We start from the raw sequence: 20,655 nt of genomic DNA on the forward strand, positions 1-20,655 counted from the left end.
GTATATTGAATTTTACTTTCTTTTTAAGATTTTTTCAAGTTATTTAAGGCATATATTGAATTTTTCTGGCTCAATAAAATTTTTATAAATGCCTGCTACAAAATGTTCTTGTATAGTCCTCTTTAAATCTTTCAACATAGGCATTTTTTTATAAAATCTTTTGCATTTTCACCTCAATTTTTCTTCTCTATCATTTATTTTTTAAACTTTTTTTATTTTTTGTATTTTAATCTTTAAGTGAATTTTTGCGCACCCTAAAGGGTGCGGCTACACTAAAATTATAAAACATTTGTTTTTTGGAAAATTAAGGGTGAAGATAATATGAAGGATAATAGAAACAATATTCTAAAAAACTTTTTACTTTATACCTTAAAAGGTGTAGCTTTCCATCTAAAGATTTTATAAAAATGGTAGGCACAGGCTTTAGCCTGCGAATTTAACCTTTTCCCATTATCTAATATTTCTTTAAAATTTTTCAATTAATGAATAACTTTACAAGATTTTTACACTTTGAAAGTATTATCTAATGAATTTTAGAAAGGTAAAAAATATTAAAGTCATAACGCTTATTTGCCCTACCCAGAATATAAACATCCATTTTATTATGTTCGCATAAGTTTTTGAAATTTTCTCATTAAATTCAACCCTTAACTTTGAAATCTCCTCAGTAAGTCTCCTTTCATATTTTTCAGTCTGTAACTCAATTAAATCAATTTTCAGTTTTTCGTTAGAAGCATTTAAAAGTTCAATCAATGCATCAACCCCATCCTCCCCAAGTTTCTCCCTCAAAACTTTTGGAATTGTTATTATTTTCATAATTTAAATTATAAAGAAAAAATAAGAAAAATTCAAAGTATCTATAGAATACTATAAAAATATTGAATTTTTCTGGCTAATAAGATTTTTTTGGGGCGCCTTTTTACAAAATGTTCCTGATTTTGCTTTTTCTATAAATATACCGCAACCTTTTTAACTATAAAAACATCCCTTGTTGACTCACTGCCTATTTTTCAAAAAATCTGATAATCTCAAGCCTCTTTAAAGGGATCTCCCTAAAATTTCCCCTCTCTATCATTATTTTTTAAACTTTTTTTCTTTTTCGTATTTTAATCTTAAATTGAATTTTTTGCGCACCCTAAAGGGTGCGGCTACCATAAAATTGTGGAAGTCATATGATTAAATATGATTAAATAAAATTATGGGGATAAAAGAAAAAGGCTCTCTTAAAGAATTTTTGCGAACCCTAAAGGGTGCGAATACCATAAAATTATAGAACCTCTGTTTTTTTGGAAAATTAAGGGTGAAGATAATATGAAGGATAATATAAACAATATTCTGAAAAACTTGTTAATTTATACCTTAAAAGGTGCGGCTACCATAAAATTATAGAATATGAGAATAATGTTAAAAATTTTTCAAAAAGTGGTAGGCGCAGGCTTTAGCCTGCGAATTTTTATTTTTTCCCATTATCTAATATATCTTTAAATGAACTCTTCTTTTATACTTCCACTCTGATTTTGGCAAATCTGAAACTTTTATTTTCGGATCATACTCAGATTCAATCTTGCTTAAAATAAAAACATCTCTATAAAGCAAAAGTTTCAAAAAATTAAAAACCCTATTTGCCCTTTCAAAGGATAATCTCCTGTTAAATAAAGTATCACCCTCAGGGGATGCATTACCCCTTACAAGTAAATTTACTGTATCCTTTTTACTTTCTTTAATTATTTTTAAAATTAAGTCAAAGGTATCCCTGTAAATATCTCTTATTTCAGCCTTTGCAGAATCAAAATAAAAATAAAAATCAGTTCTTTCAATAGTTAAAGGCTTTTCAATTTCTTCTTTCAACTCAATCTTCCTCATTGTTATAAAATACTTTACCAGATCCTTTTCAATTTCCTCTGGATATAAATAAATTGATGTATCCCTATACCCTTCTAAACTAAATTTTACTAAATAAGTATCAGGCTTTAAATTAATTTTTTCATAAAAACCTTCCTTTCTTCTTTCAAAACCAATTATAGGATTTTCCTCTACATTCGGTGATAAGTATTTACCTTCCTCATCTTTTACAAAAATCTGAATTTTCCTCTTCTTTTCAGGATAAATAACAAAACCAAGGAGAAATTTAAATCCAGCTCCTTCCTTTAAAACAGGCTCCCCATACAAATAATCACCTTTTAAACCACCACTGAAAGGATTTTCACCTGATTTTAGAGAAAGAAAACCCTGTAAAAGAAGAAAGATATTGGAAAGTGGATTTGAAAAAAACGTTAACCTTGCTTCGGGATATGAATAACTCAATCCAGATGAAAATAAATTCTTATAATTTAAAGAAAGAGAAACAGAGAGAATCTTTTCAGGAAAGAAAATAAAATCAATTAATGGGTTTAAAACAAAAATCTCTCTTTCTCCCTGAATATTATAAATTCCTTCAAACTTTATTCCTGGTTTTAGATTTTTTGAAAAATTTTGATAATATGATGGAGAAAATTTGAAGGATGGCTTCAAAGAATTTATAGTTCTTAACTGTGAATAAAAATCTTCAAAACTAAGTTTTATATCAAAGGGTAAAAATAAATTTTTATTCCCTTTTATAAACTTTTTCTGTAAAAATAAATCAATTCCATAACCTCCCATAACAATTTTTTCTGCATAAAATATCCTTGAATCAATTCCTTCATCAAAAAGTAAAAAAGAAGATAAACCTAAATCGTAAAAAAGATTATCATAAATCAACCAAAAACCATTAAAGGTAGCTACACCGTAAGAGCCAAAGTGAGAATAGTCAATTTGATAAGGAATAAATATAAAACCCTTATTAAAATGTGGCCTAAATTCAAAAAAATTTATTATTATGAGAATTTTTAGAAAAATCATACTCTTTTATTTTATTATAAAATTATGTTTGAATACAAACTTTTTGTTAGATATGCTGAAACAGACCAGATGGGAGTTGTTTATTACGCAAATTTTTTTATATATTTTGAAGCAGCAAGGTCAAGTTTTATGAGAGAAAACGGTTATCCATACAGTGAACTTGAAAAAAGAGGACTATTTTTACCTGTCATTGAGGCCTACTGTCATTACAAATCACCCGCCCACTATGATGAAGAACTTTTAATCAAACTTGGAATAAAGGAAATGAAAAATTCTTCCTTTAAAATTCACTATGATGTATTAAGGGATGGCACTTTACTTGCAACAGGCTACACAAGGCATGTATTCACTGACAGAAATTTTAAACCAATAAGAATCCCTGAAGAAATAAAAAAAATTTTTGAAAAATATTTAATAAAATGAAAATTGCCTGTATAAGTGATACCCACGATAACTTAGAAGCCGTATCTAAGGCTTTCAAAAAGATAAATCAGAGAAAAATTGATTTTGTATTTCATCTTGGTGATATAATATCACCTTTCACTTTAAATAAAATAAGAGAAATATATTCCGGAAAACTTGTGGCTATTTTTGGAAACAATGATGGAGAAAAACAGGGTCTTTATGAGAGGGCAAAATCGCTGAATTTTGAAATTTATGAGCCACCCCTTTTATACGAATTAAAAAAAATAAAATTTATGCTTTTCCATATTTATCCAGAAGATTATTTTGCAGAAATTAAGGGAATAGATTTTTTACTTTTTGGGCACTGGCACAAGGTTATCCATGTTAGAAAAGAAAATACAATTTTTTTAAATCCTGGTGAAGCCTGCGGGTATCTTTATGATAAAAAAACTTTTGCAATAATTGATTTAAAAACAAAAGAAGTGGAAATAGTTAATATTGAAGAATAAATTAAAGGAAGGACATAAGGGTGAAGATTTAGTCTTAAAGGAATATTTTAAAAAAGGTTATAAACTTTTAGACAGAAATGTATATTTCAGAGGAGGAGAAATCGATTTAATTTTAAAAAAGGATAATCTAATTGTATTTGTTGAGGTTAAAAAGAGAAAGAAAGGCTATTTTCTATCAGGAATCCAATCAATAAACAAAAAGAAAATTGATAGAATTATTAAATTTTCAAAAATTTATCTTGAAAGAAAAAATTTGTATGAAAAAGTAGATGTTAGATTTGATGTTGCAATAATTGAGGGAGAAAGCTTAAATATTTTAGAAAATGCTTTTTACGAGGGATTTAATTTATAATAAGTTTTATGGTTGAAAAGGTCTTATCAGCCTCCTACTATGGAATAAATGGCTTTTTAGTAGAAGTTGAGGTTGATTTATCACCAGGGCTACCTTCCTATACTCTTGTTGGTTTACCTGAAACAGCAGTAAAGGAATCAAAGGAAAGGGTTCTTTCAGCAATAAAAAATTCCGGATTCAGTCTTCCTGTAAAAAAGATTGTTATAAATTTAGCACCTGCTGATATTAAAAAAGAAGGGGCAGGTTTTGATTTACCAATTGCTCTTGGAATTTTAGCATCTTGTAATTTAATAGAACCCCATATTTTAAAAAATAAAGCCTTTTTAGGTGAACTTTCCCTTGATGGAAAATTAAGAAAAATTAAAGGTGTTTTCCCAATTGTCCTTCTATTAAAAGAAAAAGGGATAAGGGAAATTTATCTTCCTGAAGAAAATGCTAAAGAAGGGGGTTTGGTCCAGGATGTTCTTATTTATCCGGTGAAAAGTTTAGATCACACGATAAGGGTATTAAGGGGAGAAGAAAATTTAAAACCTGTTAATATTGATAAAATTAAAGTATTTAAAGAACTATCAAATTATAAGGAAGATTTTTCAGAAGTAAAAGGGCAATACCATGTTAAAAGAGCACTTGAAATAGCTGCAGCTGGAGGACACAATGTTTTAATGATAGGTCCGCCTGGAGCAGGTAAGACAATGCTTTCAAGAAGAGTCCCTTCCATACTACCTCCCTTATCCCTTGAAGAAGCCCTTGAGGTAACAAAAATTCATTCAGTTGCTGGAACCCTTTCGCAAGATGAACCACTCCTTGCAAGAAGACCTTTCAGAGCTCCACACCATACAATATCAACAGCAGGAATGATAGGGGGAGGACAAATTCCAAAACCAGGTGAGGTTTCACTTGCTCACAATGGAGTCTTATTCCTTGACGAACTCCCTGAATTTAAAAGGGATGTTTTAGAAGTTTTAAGACAACCCCTTGAAGATGGAATTGTAACTATTTCAAGGGCAAAAATATCATTAACCTATCCTGCAAGATTTATGCTTATTGCTGCAATGAATCCCTGTCCCTGTGGATATTTAACAGATAGAAGAAGGGAATGCAGATGCACTGCAAGGGAGATAAGAAAGTATACAAGAAAGATTTCTGGACCACTTCTCGATAGAATTGATATACATATTGAAGTTCCAGCAATTTCACCTTCTGATTTAAAAAATAAAGAGGAGGGAGAATGCTCAGAAAGAATAAGGGAAAGGGTTATTAAGGCAAGAGAAATACAACTTGAAAGATATAAAAATGAAAATGGGATATATTCAAATTCCCATTTAAATTCAAAACTTATAAAAAAATACATAAAAATTGATGGAGAATGCGAAAACCTTATTTTAAAGGCAATGGAAAATTTGAGCCTTTCAGCAAGAGCTTATACAAGAATTTTAAAACTTGCAAGAACAATAGCAGATTTAGAAAGTTCCATAGAAATAAAAAAAGAACATATAGCAGAGGCAATAAACTATAGAACACTTGACAGAGAATACTGGTTAAGTTACCTTTAAATGTTTCACGTGAAACATAAAGATTGAAAATAAAAAAATTCTGGAGTATATATAAATTATGAATTACAGAATAAAAACTTTTTTATTTTTAGGTTTTTTGACAGGAATTTTAATATTTCTCGGTAATCTTTTAGGTGGTTATACTGGTATGTTCTATGCTCTAATTCTTGCTGGAATAATGAACTTTGTATCCTACTATTTCTCAGATAAAATAGTTCTTGCTATGTATGGTGCAAAGAAAATTAGTTATGAAGAAGCACCTTTTCTTCATGAAATTGTAGAGGAGCTTTCCTCAAGAGCAGGTATTAAAAAACCTGAAATTTACCTGATACCGATGACTCAGCCCAATGCCTTTGCAACAGGAAGGGGTCCTGAAAAATCTTGTGTTGCAGTTACTCAAGGGCTATTGCAGATTTTAACAAAAGAGGAAATAAAGGGGGTTTTAGCTCATGAAATTGCCCACATAAAAAACAGGGATGTTCTTATAGCCTCAATAGCAGCAACAATTGCAGGAGCAATTTCAATAATAATACACTGGATCAGATGGGGGTTAATGTTTGGGTTTAATAGCAGGGACAGGGAGGAGAATAATCCCCTCTCTTTTATTGGAGCTTTAATACTTTTAATATTTACTCCAATAATTACTCTTTTAATACAGCTTGCAATATCAAGGTCAAGGGAATATATGGCAGATGAATATGGGGCAAAGCTATCTCTCAATCCTCTTTATCTTGCAAGGGCACTTGAAAAAATATCAAAAGGAATAAAAATAGCCCCAGCTGAGATTTATGAGGGAACTCACCACTTATTTATTGAAAACCCTTTAAAAGGTGAAGCCCTCTTTGAGCTCTTCTCAACCCATCCCCCTGTTGAAAAAAGAATAAAAAGGCTTTATGAAATGGCAAAAAGTATGTGAAAAGGTATTATATAAACCTTTAGAAAAGTTTAACATATAAAAAAATCTTACAAAATTATTAACAATCTTAAATAATAATCAGCTAAATTGAAAAAATTTCTTGTTTTTTTTATAATTTTTAATTAAGGTTCAAATCCTTAGATTATCTCAATTAAAGGATGGAAGAAAAAACTATTAAAAGAATTTTTGAAGTATTCAAAAAAAATAAAAGTATGACCATTTCCACCTTTGGAGAAAATCTTTGGTCAAGCAGGGTTTATTTTGCGAGTAAAGGGCTTTATATTTATGCAATTATAGAAAAATCCAAAAACTATAAAAATTTAATCAAAAACAACAGGGTTTTTTTCGTTATTGAAAGAGGGATACCGGACTTTTTTATTCAGGGTGAAGGAGAAGTAGAAATTCTTGGAAACCCTAAAGAAAGAGAAGAGGAAAGAGCTTTACTTTTCCAGAAAAATATTGAACTTATCCCTTTTGTTAAAATGATCAAAAACCTTGTTGTTATTAAAATTAAGCCAACAAAAATCTATCTATCCGACTTCAGGACAGTATTCAAACCAAGAGAGGAAATAGTGCCTCAGGAAGAAGATTTTAAGAAAGCCCTTGAACTGGATAAGGGAATGCCAAAAATTGAAAGATTCTTTAGGGCAACAAGACCTTTTGCTTTTACAGCAACACTCATATCGGTTCTTATAGGAGCATTTATTGCCCCAAAAGTTAATATACCCATCCTTTTGCTCACATTTTTCGGTGTCCTTTTCATTCACGCTGGAGTAAATGCCTTGAATGACCTTATGGACTATAAATACGGTGTTGATGACTGGCTTGTTTTAGGTGCTTCAAGAATGCTCCAGGATAAATTACTAAGTGTTAAAGAACAGACTATTCTCTCAATTTCACTTTTGACAGTTGGCTCTTTAATAGGGATATTTTTGACATTTTTAAAAGGAATATGGGTTTTTATCATAGGAATAATAGGATTTTTCCTTGGAGTTTTTTATCAGATTAAGCCAATAGGTTTAAAATACAGGGCTCTTGGTGATATTTCAGTATTTCTTGGGTTTGGTCCACTTCTTGCACTTGGTTCATACTATGTTCAAACAGGAGAAATCTCAATTTTACCCTTTATTATATCCATACCGATAGGACTTCTTGTAATAGGAATTCTCCACGGAAATAACTTCAGAGACCTTGTTGAAGATATAAAAGCAGGTTATAAAACTATTGCATCCTTTTTGGGTATAAAAGGTTCATCTTACTATTACCTTTTACTTATCTCTTTTTCATATATTTTGACAATTTTTTTCATATTTTTAAAAATGCTTCCCTGGCAAACAATCCTTGTTCTGTTTTCCTTACCAGTAGCCTACAGAAATGTAAAACTTTCCTTTAAACCAAACTACCTTCAGTTCGGACTCCTTGACTTATTTACAGCTCAATTACATCTTTATTTCGGGATTCTTTTTACCCTTGGAATTATTCTCTCAAGGATAAATTATGGTTGACAGGGGAACAGCCTTTTTAATTTCTCTTATAACTTCACTTTTTGTGGCAATTGGAGTTAACTTTGCTTTTTACTATTTAATTGAACCTGCTCTTGAAGCAAAAAAAGGTACTGTATCAGAAAAAACTGAAGAATCAAAAAATATTGAGGTTCCTGATTTAAAGGGAACCTTACCCCAGCAAGCAAAACTTGTTCTCTCACAGCTTGGTTTATCACTTGTTATTGAAGGGGAAGTAGAAACAATTGAAGTTCCAGAGGGGGTGATAGCAGAACAAAGACCACTTGCAGGTTCAATTGTTTCAAAAGGAACTTCTATTTATGTAAAAATAGCAAAAGGTAAAAAGGAAGAATTTGTTAAAGTGCCCCCTGTTTCAGGTCTAGACCTTGCTTCTGCACAGAAAGTTCTCATTGATTATGGATTTTTAATTGGTGATATAGAAAAAATAAGAAATTCTGAGATACCTGAGGGTCGTGTTGTTAAAACATACCCAGAACAAGGGAGTGAAATTCCAAAGGGTTCAAAAATTACAATTTATATTTCTTCTGGAGAAGAACTCGTTACTGTTCCCAACCTTATTGGAAAGTACCTGAACCAAGCAAACCAGATATTAGAAAAAGAAGGATTAAAATTAGGAGAAGTAGAAAAAGAAATAAGTGCAGAATATCCTGAAAATAAAATAATTGATCAAAATCCAAAACCTGGAACAAAGGTGAAAAAGGGAAGTTCTATTAATATTAAAATTGCCACTGTTAGAGAAGGTTTTTATTAACTAATATTTAACCTCTATAGTTAAAGAGCTTTCAAGAATCTTTTTAATTTTCTCTTTAATTTCTATAAGGTGTGCTTTTGTATCAAGGTCTTCTATTTTATCAATCTTTTTTTCAATTTTATCTTTTACCTTAGTCAATTCATATCTTGAAAGGGATTTTGCATCACTTGGATACTTTTCACTTAAAAGAACTTCACCAAGTTTTTCCACATACGCTCTCTGAAGATTCCTTCTGAAAGAATTTATAATAGTAATTTCATCCTTTAAAACCTCCTCAAAAATTGAATTGGTTACATTTTCAAATAGTTCGCTTAAAGTAAAGGGACTTTTGTCTTTAGTTCTCACAACATTATCAATAACTCTCTTTAATCTTTCAGGATAAAATAAAAATTCTAAGATACTTTTTTGAAGGAACAAAACAAAATCGTGAACTGGAAAATCCGTAGGATAAAAGGAATTCCACATTCCCCAGTGTGCCCATCTGTTAGGAGCCAGTTTATTCAATAAATTTTCATCAAAATTGAAAGAATTCTGCAAAAAGAAATTTTGAAGGAGAAAACTTATTGCTTTTCTTTGATTTTCAGGAGGAACTGGATCAAGAGGAGGTTTTTCATAACCTTTGTGAAATCTGTTAAAATGGACTCCTCCAATGAATTTAATAAGTGGTAAAGATGCTATATACTTTTCATAATTTACCCTTACAAATGCGTTCCTTAATCTGAGATAACTTTCATCCTCCTGAATCAGCACATCTTCAAGTTTTGGTAACACATTTTTCGTTATAAAGGCTCTTTCTTCTGCGTATTTTAAAAGATTATCTGAAAGATCCCATGTAGAAGTAAGAGGATCCACACCATAATAAAAACTTGCATCTTCATCTGTTCCATAAGCATAAAATGGCGAAGTATTCTCTCTTGCTATCTTTTTTAAATATTTAAATTCTTCCACTGGATCCTCAATAAGTTCCCCTTTCATTGGAAAAGGGCCATCCTCTTTCTGTTTGTAGCATGGAGCATATCCATACTTTATAACCCATTTATCGTATTCACCAACCTTTTTGTTCCAGAAATCTCCTTGTTTTTTACTATCCAAAGAAATGTTAACAGGGTTATAATCCATAACTGATAAGGAAAGGCCATATTTATGGGTAAAGGATGTATCATTCAATTTTTCAAAGGGTGTACTTGAAGAGGCTTTAAAATTGTGCCTCAAACCAAGGGTATGTCCTACCTCATGCATTACAAGCTCTCTAATTGCATCACCGATAAATTTCTCTGGAAATTCTTTATCTTCCTTTATTATTCCAAGAGTTTTTAGAACAGCATATTGAAAACCGATTTGTTGTTTTAAGCCATATTCATATAAACAAAGTCTTTTCCTTAAATCTTCTGGCAAAGTATTAATAAATCTTTCTATCTCCTTTTGATTTTTTAAAGGTTCAATAAGTTCCTCGTAATCAAAAAGCCAGCCTCTTACAAAACTACTTGAAATCAAAATATCAGCATTTAATATCTCACCTGTTCTTGGATCTACCTGTGAAGGTCCTATCGCATAGCCCATTTCTCTTGCAGAAATCCATCTTACTGTTGAATATCTTATATCTTCAGGGTCCCAGTTTGGATCATCAGGGGCATCTTTGACAACTATTGCGTCCTTAAAACCTGCTTTTTCAAAAGCCTCATTCCAAGCCAAAATTCCTTCTTTTACATATTTTTTATATTCCTGTGGAATACTTTTATCAAGATAAAACACAATTGGCTTTACAGGTTCTGATATTTCTTGTGAATTGTCCTTTTTTTCAAGTCTCCATCTATTAATTATTCTTAAAAATGGGGATTCTTCTTTTTCTCTATCAAAATCCATAAAGGCTTCTAAAAAGTAACCCATCCTTTCATCAGCCAATCTTATTCTCATGGGTTTTTCAGGTAATTTATAGAAGGAAAATCTAACACCTATAGTTAAATATCTGTAATCTGAAATACCTTCTCCTCCATAAATGGGAGTATCAGATGTTTCGTAATTCAGAAGAACATCTATTTCAGTGTTTTCTGGAAAATTTTTTAATTTATATACTGTGCTATTATTTTTATCAAACCTTAAAGGTTTATTTCCATAATAATATTTAAGGTATCTTGAAAGATCAGGGTAATCAGAAACTAAAAAATCTGTTATATTAATCAAAACATTTTTAGTTTTTTCATTTTCACTTTCTATTTTAAATGAGGCTAAAACTGAGTGACCAACATTTTCCTCAAGAAAATGTTTGAATTCCTCTCTTTCAGCCCTGAATCTTACATTTCTATGAATTAAATAAACTTTGTCTCCAATTCTTCTAAATCTTAAAAGTCTTGTATCACTTAAAGGGAGACCTTCAATAATATTTAAATCTCCAAGACCGTAGGAAAGATGCATGATAAGACCAAAATCCTTTTCAAAATCTGAAGGAGAGAGTTCAAGGTATAAAGTGTTATCCCTTTTTATATAAATCTTTAAAAATCCTTCCTCAATTTTTGTATCCTTAAGAACTTCATCCCAGGGTTTAAAGGGACCTTTTTCTTTAATTTCCTTTTTTTCTTCTATTTTAGGAAAATGCTGATAATGGTGAATATATAAACAGTTTGATAAGAGAATAAAAAACAAAATTATTCTTTTCATGATATTATTTTATAACTTTGTTTTTAAAATTTCAAAAAACTATACCAGTTTAAGTCCAATAAAACCACATAGTGTTTTTGGATAAAAATCTGTTGATTTTGGAGGAAATTTAATTTTTTTAATTGCATATTCAAAAACGATCTCAGGTGTTATTGGAGGCAAGAAAAAGGCAACATTAAATTTTTTTAATTTAACATCATTAATTAAACTTTTATAATCCCTATAAAATCCAATTTTTTCTTTATTATCTTTAAGAATATCATTATGAAGATACTCTACTGAAAGATTTTTTTCTCCCTTTAGTAAATAGAAATTTTGACCATTAAAAAAAATTAGATAGGGATTTTTTAAATTTTTTAGGAAATTTTCAAATTCTAATTCTTCAATTTTTGTTGATTTATTTATAAGATGCTCAAGATATTTTTTATTAATAAATGCACCCCTGTGTGTTGGTAAAACTTTTAAATTTTCATCTTCAATAGAAAATATAAGGGTTAGCCTCTTTTTAAATTTAGATTTTCTAATTGCTTCAAATCTGTGATGTCCATCAGCAATAACAAGTTCACTTTTATTTATTATCTCAAAAAAATCTTTTCTTAAATCACACCTTTTGATTCTATGTATTTCACCATATTCATCTTGAGTTTCAAAAAGAAATTCTTCTTTTTCAATAAAATTATCTATCTTTTCACCTTTATATAAAAGAAGAACAGGTTCAAAATTTAATTTTGATTTCTCATAGAAATTTTTATGTATTTCAGCAGCAAAATCAAAAGTTTGTTCATGGGGAAAAATTTTATTTTCATAATCCATATTAAAGTTACATAAAAGACCCCTTCTTAAATAATTATTTCCAAATATTTTAAACTCTTGCTCATAAATATAAAAATTTTCTTCTTCATCCATTTTAAGAATTTCTTTTTTAAAGAGACTTTCTATGTATTTAAAACCATCCTCATTAACTTTTTTGACAAATTCATAAAAAGGGTGATTTTTTAAAAAATCTTTCTTTTCAAGAAAAGAAAAATAATTTTCTAACCTTATCTTTATTTTTTCTCTTACTTTATCTTCAAAAAAAACTGCTTTAAACTTTTGAAGAAAACTCAATAAGTTCTTTATAAATTTTTTCAGCAAGAATTAAACTTGCCTTACTTTGAGCCTCTAAAGTTTGTGCTCCAATATGAGGTGTTAATATTACATTTGGATGATTTAAAAGTTCAAAATTTTTAGGGGGTTCATTTTCATAAACATCAAGACAAGCATAGGAAACTATTCCTTCATTTAAAGCCCATAAAAGATCCTTTTCATTAATTATACCTCCTCTTGCACAGTTAACTATTATTATCCCTCTTTTAGCTTTCTCAAGAATTTTTTTATTTATCATGTATTTAGTTTCTTCTGTGAGAGGAGTATGAATAGTAATAATATCACAATTTGAAAAAATTTCTTCAAGAGTTTGAACAAAGGTTTTATTTTCCTTTCTTTTTACATAAGGATCATAAACTAATATTTCAGTTTCAAAACATTTTAATCTTTTTGCAACTTCCTTACCGATTCTTCCGTAACCAATAATTCCCACCTTTTTTCCTTTTAATTCTAATCCCATAAATTTAGATTTTTCCCATTTACCTTCTTTCATTGAAATATGGGCATGAGGAAAATTTCTTAGAGCAGAAAGTATAAAGAGTATTGCAAGCTCAGCAACAGCAACTGAGGAAGCTTCAGGTGAGTTTATAACTTTTATTCCTCTTTCCTCTGCAGCTTTAACATCTATATTATCCAGGCCAACACCAGCTCTTCCAATTATTTTAAGATTAGAAGCATTTTCAATAATATTTTTTGTTACCTTTGTAGCACTTCTAACAATAAGAACATGAAAATCTTTAATTAATTTTGCCAGTTCTTCTTCAGAAAGATTTAATATTTCTTTAACTTCAAATCCTTTTGAAATTAAATAATTTTTCCCTTCTTCATGAATTTTATCTGTTATTAATATTTTATAATTTCCCATAATCTATTTTAAAACAAAAAAATAAAAAATTGAAAATAAACTTATAATTAATATAGAACGAATTTCACATTTTCTTTTAAAATTATTAGTATGATTCTAATAATTTATCTAATTTTCTTAAAAACAGAAGTTTCTATACTTAAAAAGGCTGATTCTCTTTTTGCATCTTTTGAATTCAAAAAAGCAATTGTCTTATGTGAAAAAGCCTTACAAAAATCCGTTTTGAAGGAAGAAAAAGAAAAAATTATCTCAAAAATTATTGATATAGCTTATTTTACAGGCGAGTATAATCTGGCAATAAATTATTTAAAAACTTTAAATAAGATAAGAGAAAAAGGAAATAGAGATTCTATTTTTTATAAACTGGGATTAACATTTGAAAATATAGGTGAAACAGACAGTGCCTTAAAGTACTTTCAAAAAATTTTAATAGATTACAAAGAAAGTATTTTAAAGGAAATTGCAGAAAAGGAGATAGACAAAATTTTTGAAAAAAGGTTAAAAGAATATGTTGCAGAAGCTGGAAATATAAAATTAACAAAATTGGAATATGAAAATTATGTAAAGAATTTACCACCTTATAAAAAACCTAAAAATAAAGAGGAAGAAAAAAAAGTTATTGAAGATTTATTATTAAAAAAATTAATTTTAATTGAATCCTTAAAAGAAGGACTTTTTTGGGATTATGAATATAATAAGGAATTAAAAAATTTAAAAGAGGAAAATTTAATAAAGTTATATTTTAAAAAGATTGCTGATACAATAAATATAAAAGAAGAAGATATTAAAAATTATTATAATAAACACTTAGATAAATTCAAAAAAGAAAATAAAACCTTTGAGGATGCAAAGATTTATATAGAAAAGGCTTTAAGAATGGAAAAATTTAAAGAAAAAAAAGATAAAATAAAAGAAAATTTATTAAAAAAGTACAATACAAAAATATATAATGATAAATAAAAAAGGGGGGTTATCCCCCCCCTTATAATTATTTCACAAATACAAGTTTCTTAGTGATATCCTTTGTATTTGTTTCAAGTCTCACAAAGTATACACCTGAAGAAAGTTTGTCTCTATCAATCTTTACACTATATTTACCTGGTGTCATAAATTTGTTATCAATTAGAGTTGCAACTTTTACACCATTTACATTGTAAAGATTTATCTTCACAGGGGAAGCATATGGAATTGTAAAATTAATTTCAGGATTTTTAGAAATTGAATTGGGAATATTAAGAGCAAGTTCAAGTCTTTCTTTTATATTAATTGGCTTTTTGCCTTCTTTGACAGCAACAACAGGGAAAATAAGTTTTGTATAATAGGACGGGACCCTTACGCTATCATTATCCTGAGGGAACCATCCACCATATTCTATTTTATTTGCAAAAGTATCACCTACTTGGAAGAAAAATCCAACAGTGTCAGGGAAAGAAACATCCAGCTCCTCATCAAGGGACCCAAAAGGGATAGCAATTTCATACTGTTCGTAACCAAGAGGCATGGCAGAAGCACAAGGGAATCCAACGCTTTTTGTCTGTCCAAGAGTTCTATCTACAAAAATAGGTGTGAAAGCTGCTATATCAAGAATTGAAGTATAATAGAGAGCAACTCTACCTTCTTTTTTAATACCTGGAGGAGGAAATTGACCATCGTTATTATCATCAAAATAAAGGAATATTCTATCAAATTGAGTTCTTGTCAAATCAAAGGGAGCCCTCACAGCTGCATAGAGATAATCACCATCGTATTTTAAATAAATGAAAGCAGAACCCGGGGGATTAAGTAATCTATGCATCTGGAATACATCTGATGCATCAAGTTTTATAGCATCATTCCATTCACTCAAAGTATCAATAAATCCATCAATAATTGGCATAACCTGAGAAACAGGAACAGTAATAAATCTTGGAACTTCCACTGTTGTAAAGGAAAGAGACTTAAAATTATTTGTAGGTTTTACATCAGTTGAAAGAAGGGTTTTTATAGTGAGAGTATAATTGAGGTTACCTGCACCAGTAGTAAAGGGAGCAAAACTTACAAGCAAAGTATCGTCACTTATTAGGTTATTCACAAGAACTGTATCAGCATAGACTGTGACTCCAGCAGAGTCTATTTTGGCTTCCACATTAAAACTTTCTGTATTTAATCCCTCATTAACTATTTTAGCCTGAATCTGAATTGAAGAATAGGCAGGAGCAAAGGGTTTTGGTTTTTCAATACTAAATACTCCAACATCATGTGCATAAGGATATCTTACAAAGGCACACATCATAAGATCTCCAGTAGTTGCATATTGCTGCCAGGTTCCACCAATTCTTGCCCAAGTTCTTGATGGATAATTAAGAGAAGCATCCACACCCTGACCCTCTGTTCCAGGATAAGGATAAAGCTGAACATGACCTATCCAGAAATCTCCTGAATTAATCTTTACTTTTGGAAAAGCATAAACCCAGGACCTTGAGCCTGAAGGGTCAAGTGAGTCTGTTGTAACATTCACGGTATCAACAAAAATTTCATTTCCAGGATAACCTGAATTCTCATCAAATACAGAAATCTGGAAATCCTGATGGGTTGCATCAGGCCATGGCCAGTAAGGGTCTCCTTCTGATAGAATATAAACTTTAACTGTATCTACATAATAAGGATATGTTGCTGGGGAAATTCTGTGTCCCCATGCATTACCAGCAGCATAAAATGCATAGGCATTTGCCATTACTCCGTCATTATAACATATCCATTCACCTGAAGAAGCTTTAACTTGTTTTGTCAAAGTGTCATCTCCGGCAAAATCATCAGCATAATCGTGCCATACAATTATCTCATAAGTAAATTCTGATGGTGTCCACTGTGGAGAAAAAGTAATAGTATCAGATGCTCCAGCAGGAAGAGAAGGTATTGTTTGAGACGAAGAGTAAACCTGGACACCGAGAGATTCAACAACACAATAAACATTAAAACTACCTGCATTTGTTTGACCTATATTTTTAACTACAGCTTTAATATCAGTAGGAGTATAGGGCATAGTAGTTGAGGAAGGTGATATTATTTGATAGGTGCTGACATCGTTATTGAAAGTGGCTGCCAATATTTTCCATATATAAGAGGCATAAAAGGCAGTATAGTATATAAACTTATCACCATCAAAAACTATACCCTCTGGAATAAGACTGTAACCCCCGGGTGGAGCATACTGAGCCACAATTACACCGTTTGAGCCCGAAATATCAACCTCATTTATCTCTGCAGAAGCTCCATTATCATCAGTAACCCACATATTTCCTGTTCTTGAATCATAACTTATATCCATTGGCCAATCAATAATACTTCCAACACTTACAGTTCTAATAATCTGATTGGTGGAAGGATCCCATTGAACAAGAGAGCCTAATCCAACCCCACCACCAACACTTGCAACCCATAAATAATTATTATCATTTGTAAGACCCCTTATATATGTTCCAACAGGTGAAGAATATGTTTGAACATAGGTTCCATTTGTCTGGTATTTATATATGTATCCATAGCTAAAATCAGCTATCCATAAATAACCCTGAAAATATGTTATTCCAAGACAATAACCGCCACTTGAAAGTTGCCACTGATTAACCACATTACCAGTTGAGGGATCAATAACATAAACTATAACAGGGGTAGTTGCATTTGAAATATTATAAAGGTAAGTCCCATCAAACCCAAGACCCATGTGATATGAACCTGGAGCAGGGAAGGAATCAACAACATCCCAGAGAGGAACCTTTAAAAGATTTTTATAAACCTCTGAAGGTTTTCCATTTTGAAGTAGAGAGGCACCTGCTTTTAAAAGTTCATCTTTTTTAGAGGTAGGTAAAGAACCTGTTTTTACTGTAATGCCTTCACCAGCTATAAGCCCTGCTACTAAAAGGGCTAAAATGAGACTCCTCATGCTTTTCCTCCTTATTTTTTCAGGGGATTGAACCCTTCATTAACTTTCATTTAAATATAATAAACTTACCTAAAAAGTCCCTTGAATCCGAGCTAAGTTTTATAAAGTAAGTGCCCTTGGATAGTTTATTTGATTTTGAAATAATTTCTGAAAGTGAAAGGGTATAAATTCCCTCTTTTTCATAAAATTTAAAGGTATTACCGAGTCTTCTACCTGTTTGGTTATAAATTGAAACATAATATTTACCTGAGTAAGGAACAAAAAGTTTTAATTCATTATTTTTTAAACCAAAAGTTGATATGATATAAGGACTATTTGAATAAATAAAGGAAACAGGTTTTTCTCTAATACCTAATCCATTCCAGACATCTCTTGCAGTATCAGCATTTCCCTGAAAATCAAAAAGACTGTCACCTGCAACAACAGCAAATGCTAAAACAATACTATCACCTGAAGGGATTGTAAATGAACCCGCTGAAATAAGAGTAGACCAGTTATCCTTCTGGTAAGTATTAGGAATTCCAATTAAACCCTTAAGAAATTGAAATTTATAGGCATCCGTAATATAGCCATTAGGGTCAACATAAACGGAATTCTGTATAAATGTTATATTTCTGGGGTTCTGTGGTTCAAGGAGTACAATTCCAAGACATTTGTTATGAGTAGGGTTACCATTACTTAAATAAATAGCTTTCCTTCCAAGATCTCTTCCACCTGTATCAGAATTTGGACTTATATCAATATCAAGAAACATTCCTGAGTAAAAATCAATCAAATTATAATTCCAGTTATTTTTTATTGTGTATTTAAAAATTATAAAATCGTTATAGGGTGGAAGTGCCCAAGCAAAACTTTCCTGATGCACCTCAACACCCCTTGAATTTGGGTGTCCTGAATCATCATACCTTGCACTTGCATCCTGATCTGAATATTTAGTGGCTCCTATCTGTAATAATCCATTTGGTAAATACATCCAATCTGCGTTATCAGCTGAATAGTCTGTATTTAATACATAGGAATTTGAATTACCAGCCCAGATTGAACCAATTTTAAGATAATTTTGACTATTTTTAGGGTAATGAAGCCCACTACCTTCATTCTGGTTACTATTTGTAAATCCTATTGCTCCAAGAGCTGTAACTGTTAGCAAAATTTCACCAACATCATGATTTCCGTAAAGAACTGGTATAAGTCCAACCTTCAAATTGAAATTTCTGAAATCATAGATAGAATCATTGGAATTTATTTTAAGAACCATGGGAGCCTGATACCCCAGTGGAGTTGAAGGTGAAGATGTCACAACAAAGGGATCAATGTTTACCTTTGAACTTTCTGTAGGCATATCAGGATAAAGTGCAGTTGAGTCTAAAACACTAACATATGAGTCTGAGGTTTTTAAAACAGCATTTACATTTGTGGCATTAATACCTATATTTCTCAATGTAATAAAAAGATTTACAGTTTCACCCGGGTCAAATATACCGTTTCCATTACCATTTGCATCATCAACTCTATACCTTGAAAATAGAATAAAGGGTCTATTCGGTGAGGGAGTATTTTGTAAGGCTTTCCATATATTCAATCTTCCCCATCCATAATTGTTATTTGGATAAGGTGAACCCTGAGTAGGCTTGTCAGGATAATCAATTATTAAACTGTATATCTGTTTTGGTGTAAGCAGATTATTTTTTTGAACAATAATAGCAACTGCACCGGCAACATGGGGGGTTGCCATTGAAGTTCCATTCCAGCCTCCCTGATAACCCCCACCTGGAACAGAGGAACGAATATTTACTCCAGGTGCGCTTATCTGTGGCTTTATAAAGTTCCAGTCATTTCTCAACCAGTAAGTTGTATCATTAAAGGGACTCTGATTAGGGGCCGGTCCTCTGCTTGAAAAAGAAGCAATATTATCATTTATATCAGTTGCACCAACTGCAAGAGTATGAGGATAACTTCCTGGTGCTCTTAAACCTGAAAAACCCTCATTTCCAGCGGCAAAAACAGGTAAAATGCCGAGAGTAAGCCAGGTATATACAACACCCCACCAGTGCAAATCTGTATAATTTGTTGTTCCCCAGGAATTTGACACAGCTCTGATATCAACTCTTCCCTTCCAGGAAACCATTGAGTCCATACATGGGTCTATAGTTGCATAACTTCCAGAACCGCTAGAATTAAAAGCCTTGGCTGTAACAAATCTCGCACCAGGAGCAACTCCTATATCTTCTGTAAAAGGACCTACGCCATCTCCTCCGAGAATAGTTCCCATTGTATGGGTTCCGTGTCCGTTATCATCATATGGATTAGGATTTCCATTTACACCATCAAACCAGTAACCTGTAACCCATTTACCTGAAAGAGCAGGATGAGATACCTCTACTCCTGTATCAATATGACCTATTATAACATCCTGTCCATTATAACCAGCATACCAGCAGGAATCAGCTTTAACCTTTGAAACATTCCACTCAATAGCTGCTGGATAGGTATTATCCTTTTCAGTTTTTGTGTATATTATCTTTACCTCGCGATTTTCATCTATAAACCAGATATCATCATTTTTTTCAAGTGCATAAATAACTTTTTTAGTAGCCTCCATATGAAAACCATTATAAGCAAAATTCTTCATTAGAATTTCATATTCACCCTTAAAATTATCTTCAAGCCATTTTATTACTTTTGACTGAGAATTTTTGGCATATTCCTTAAAAAACCGAACTTTTTCTTCTGTTGAAAGGGAAGTTATTTCATCATAAGGATAAATATCAGAAAGATGCACAACAACGTGAATTCTATCATTCTTTGAGAGATAATTCAATTTTTCTCTTAGTGAGGGTGTTATTTTACCCTCAAAAGGCAGATAAGGGGGAGTTAACCCCCATATTATTAATAAAAATTTAAACATTTATACCTCCTTTTTAACCTTTATTTAAACTGATTCTTTAATTAAATTTTCTATCTTTTTCCTTTAACCCCCCCTAAATAATATTTTTATTTTAAGTCAAATTTTCATAAATGCCAAAAGTTTGTAGAATACCATAACAATATTGAATTTTTCTGGCTCAATAAGATTAAAAGAGGTGCCCACTACAAAATGTTTTTTGTATATTCCTCTTTAAATTTTTCAACATAGGTATTTTCTCATAAAATTTTTTGCATTTCACCTCATAAAAAT

Annotated in this window: 15 protein-coding genes; 8 read left to right on the forward strand and 7 right to left on the reverse strand. The window is 30.9% G+C overall.

What is annotated here, in order from left to right:
* Nucleotides 1-519: 519 nt before the first annotated feature.
* Together ABIN73_01305 and ABIN73_01310 are read right to left on the reverse strand one after the other, a co-directional pair.
* Nucleotides 520-816: a hypothetical protein gene (locus ABIN73_01305; protein ID MEO0268365.1), complete on the reverse strand. Its 297-nt coding sequence runs from the start codon at nt 814-816 to the stop codon at nt 520-522.
* 654 nt (nt 817-1,470) lie between these two features.
* Nucleotides 1,471-2,880, reverse strand: coding sequence for a hypothetical protein (locus ABIN73_01310; protein MEO0268366.1), 1,410 nt, complete (start codon nt 2,878-2,880; stop codon nt 1,471-1,473).
* 24 nt (nt 2,881-2,904) lie between these two features.
* Between ABIN73_01310 and ABIN73_01315 the strand changes: the two genes are divergently transcribed.
* The 7 genes from ABIN73_01315 to ABIN73_01345 all read left to right on the forward strand — a co-directional run bounded on the left by ABIN73_01315 (nt 2,905) and on the right by ABIN73_01345 (nt 8,889).
* Nucleotides 2,905-3,303 carry a thioesterase family protein gene (locus ABIN73_01315; GenBank protein ID MEO0268367.1) on the forward strand — a complete coding sequence of 133 codons (399 nt, stop codon included), beginning with the start codon at nt 2,905-2,907 and terminating at the stop codon, nt 3,301-3,303.
* Nucleotides 3,300-3,794 (forward strand): metallophosphoesterase, encoded by a 495-nt coding sequence (locus ABIN73_01320; GenBank protein ID MEO0268368.1) that lies wholly within the window; start codon nt 3,300-3,302, stop codon nt 3,792-3,794. The genes ABIN73_01315 and ABIN73_01320 overlap by 4 nt, the downstream gene beginning before the upstream one ends.
* Nucleotides 3,784-4,146, forward strand: a complete 363-nt coding sequence (locus ABIN73_01325) for a YraN family protein (protein MEO0268369.1) — start codon at nt 3,784-3,786, stop codon at nt 4,144-4,146. Before ABIN73_01320 ends, ABIN73_01325 begins: the two co-directional genes overlap by 11 nt.
* An 8-nt stretch (nt 4,147-4,154) precedes the next feature.
* The gene (locus tag ABIN73_01330) at nt 4,155-5,699 is read left to right on the forward strand and encodes a YifB family Mg chelatase-like AAA ATPase (GenBank protein ID MEO0268370.1); all 1,545 of its coding nucleotides are present in this window, start codon (nt 4,155-4,157) and stop codon (nt 5,697-5,699) included.
* 58 nt (nt 5,700-5,757) lie between these two features.
* Complete coding sequence (locus tag ABIN73_01335) at nt 5,758-6,615, forward strand: zinc metalloprotease HtpX (protein MEO0268371.1); 858 nt, start codon at nt 5,758-5,760, stop codon at nt 6,613-6,615.
* 158 nt (nt 6,616-6,773) lie between these two features.
* Nucleotides 6,774-8,120 carry a prenyltransferase gene (locus tag ABIN73_01340; GenBank protein MEO0268372.1) on the forward strand — a complete coding sequence of 449 codons (1,347 nt, stop codon included), beginning with the start codon at nt 6,774-6,776 and terminating at the stop codon, nt 8,118-8,120.
* Complete coding sequence (locus tag ABIN73_01345) at nt 8,113-8,889, forward strand: PASTA domain-containing protein (GenBank protein ID MEO0268373.1); 777 nt, start codon at nt 8,113-8,115, stop codon at nt 8,887-8,889. Before ABIN73_01340 ends, ABIN73_01345 begins: the two co-directional genes overlap by 8 nt.
* Here the strand turns inward: ABIN73_01345 and ABIN73_01350 are convergent, their stop codons facing one another.
* From ABIN73_01350 to ABIN73_01360, 3 genes are read right to left on the reverse strand one after another with little or no spacing between them, the layout of a single operon-like run.
* On the reverse strand, nt 8,890-11,544 hold the full coding sequence (locus ABIN73_01350) for a zinc-dependent metalloprotease (GenBank protein ID MEO0268374.1): 2,655 nt from the start codon (nt 11,542-11,544) through the stop codon (nt 8,890-8,892).
* A gap of 39 nt (nt 11,545-11,583) precedes the next feature.
* The gene (locus ABIN73_01355) at nt 11,584-12,651 is read right to left on the reverse strand and encodes a DUF1015 family protein (GenBank protein ID MEO0268375.1); all 1,068 of its coding nucleotides are present in this window, start codon (nt 12,649-12,651) and stop codon (nt 11,584-11,586) included.
* A complete protein-coding gene (locus ABIN73_01360) occupies nt 12,629-13,555 on the reverse strand; it encodes a hydroxyacid dehydrogenase (protein MEO0268376.1) in 927 nt (308 codons plus the stop codon). The genes ABIN73_01355 and ABIN73_01360 overlap by 23 nt, the downstream gene beginning before the upstream one ends.
* Nucleotides 13,556-13,645: 90 nt before the next feature.
* On the opposite strand from ABIN73_01360, the gene ABIN73_01365 reads away from it, so the two are divergent.
* Complete coding sequence (locus ABIN73_01365; GenBank protein ID MEO0268377.1) at nt 13,646-14,515, forward strand: tetratricopeptide repeat protein; 870 nt, start codon at nt 13,646-13,648, stop codon at nt 14,513-14,515.
* Between the two features lie 28 nt (nt 14,516-14,543).
* Here the strand turns inward: ABIN73_01365 and ABIN73_01370 are convergent, their stop codons facing one another.
* Both ABIN73_01370 and ABIN73_01375 read right to left on the reverse strand, forming a co-directional pair.
* Nucleotides 14,544-17,477 (reverse strand): CARDB domain-containing protein, encoded by a 2,934-nt coding sequence (locus ABIN73_01370; GenBank protein ID MEO0268378.1) that lies wholly within the window; start codon nt 17,475-17,477, stop codon nt 14,544-14,546.
* Nucleotides 17,478-17,523: 46 nt separating this feature from the next.
* A complete protein-coding gene (locus ABIN73_01375) occupies nt 17,524-20,385 on the reverse strand; it encodes a S8 family serine peptidase (GenBank protein MEO0268379.1) in 2,862 nt (953 codons plus the stop codon).
* Nucleotides 20,386-20,655 lie beyond the last annotated feature (270 nt).

It is taken from the genome of candidate division WOR-3 bacterium (genome assembly GCA_039804025.1).
GTDB lineage: Bacteria > Hydrothermota > Hydrothermia > Hydrothermales > JAJRUZ01 > JBCNVI01.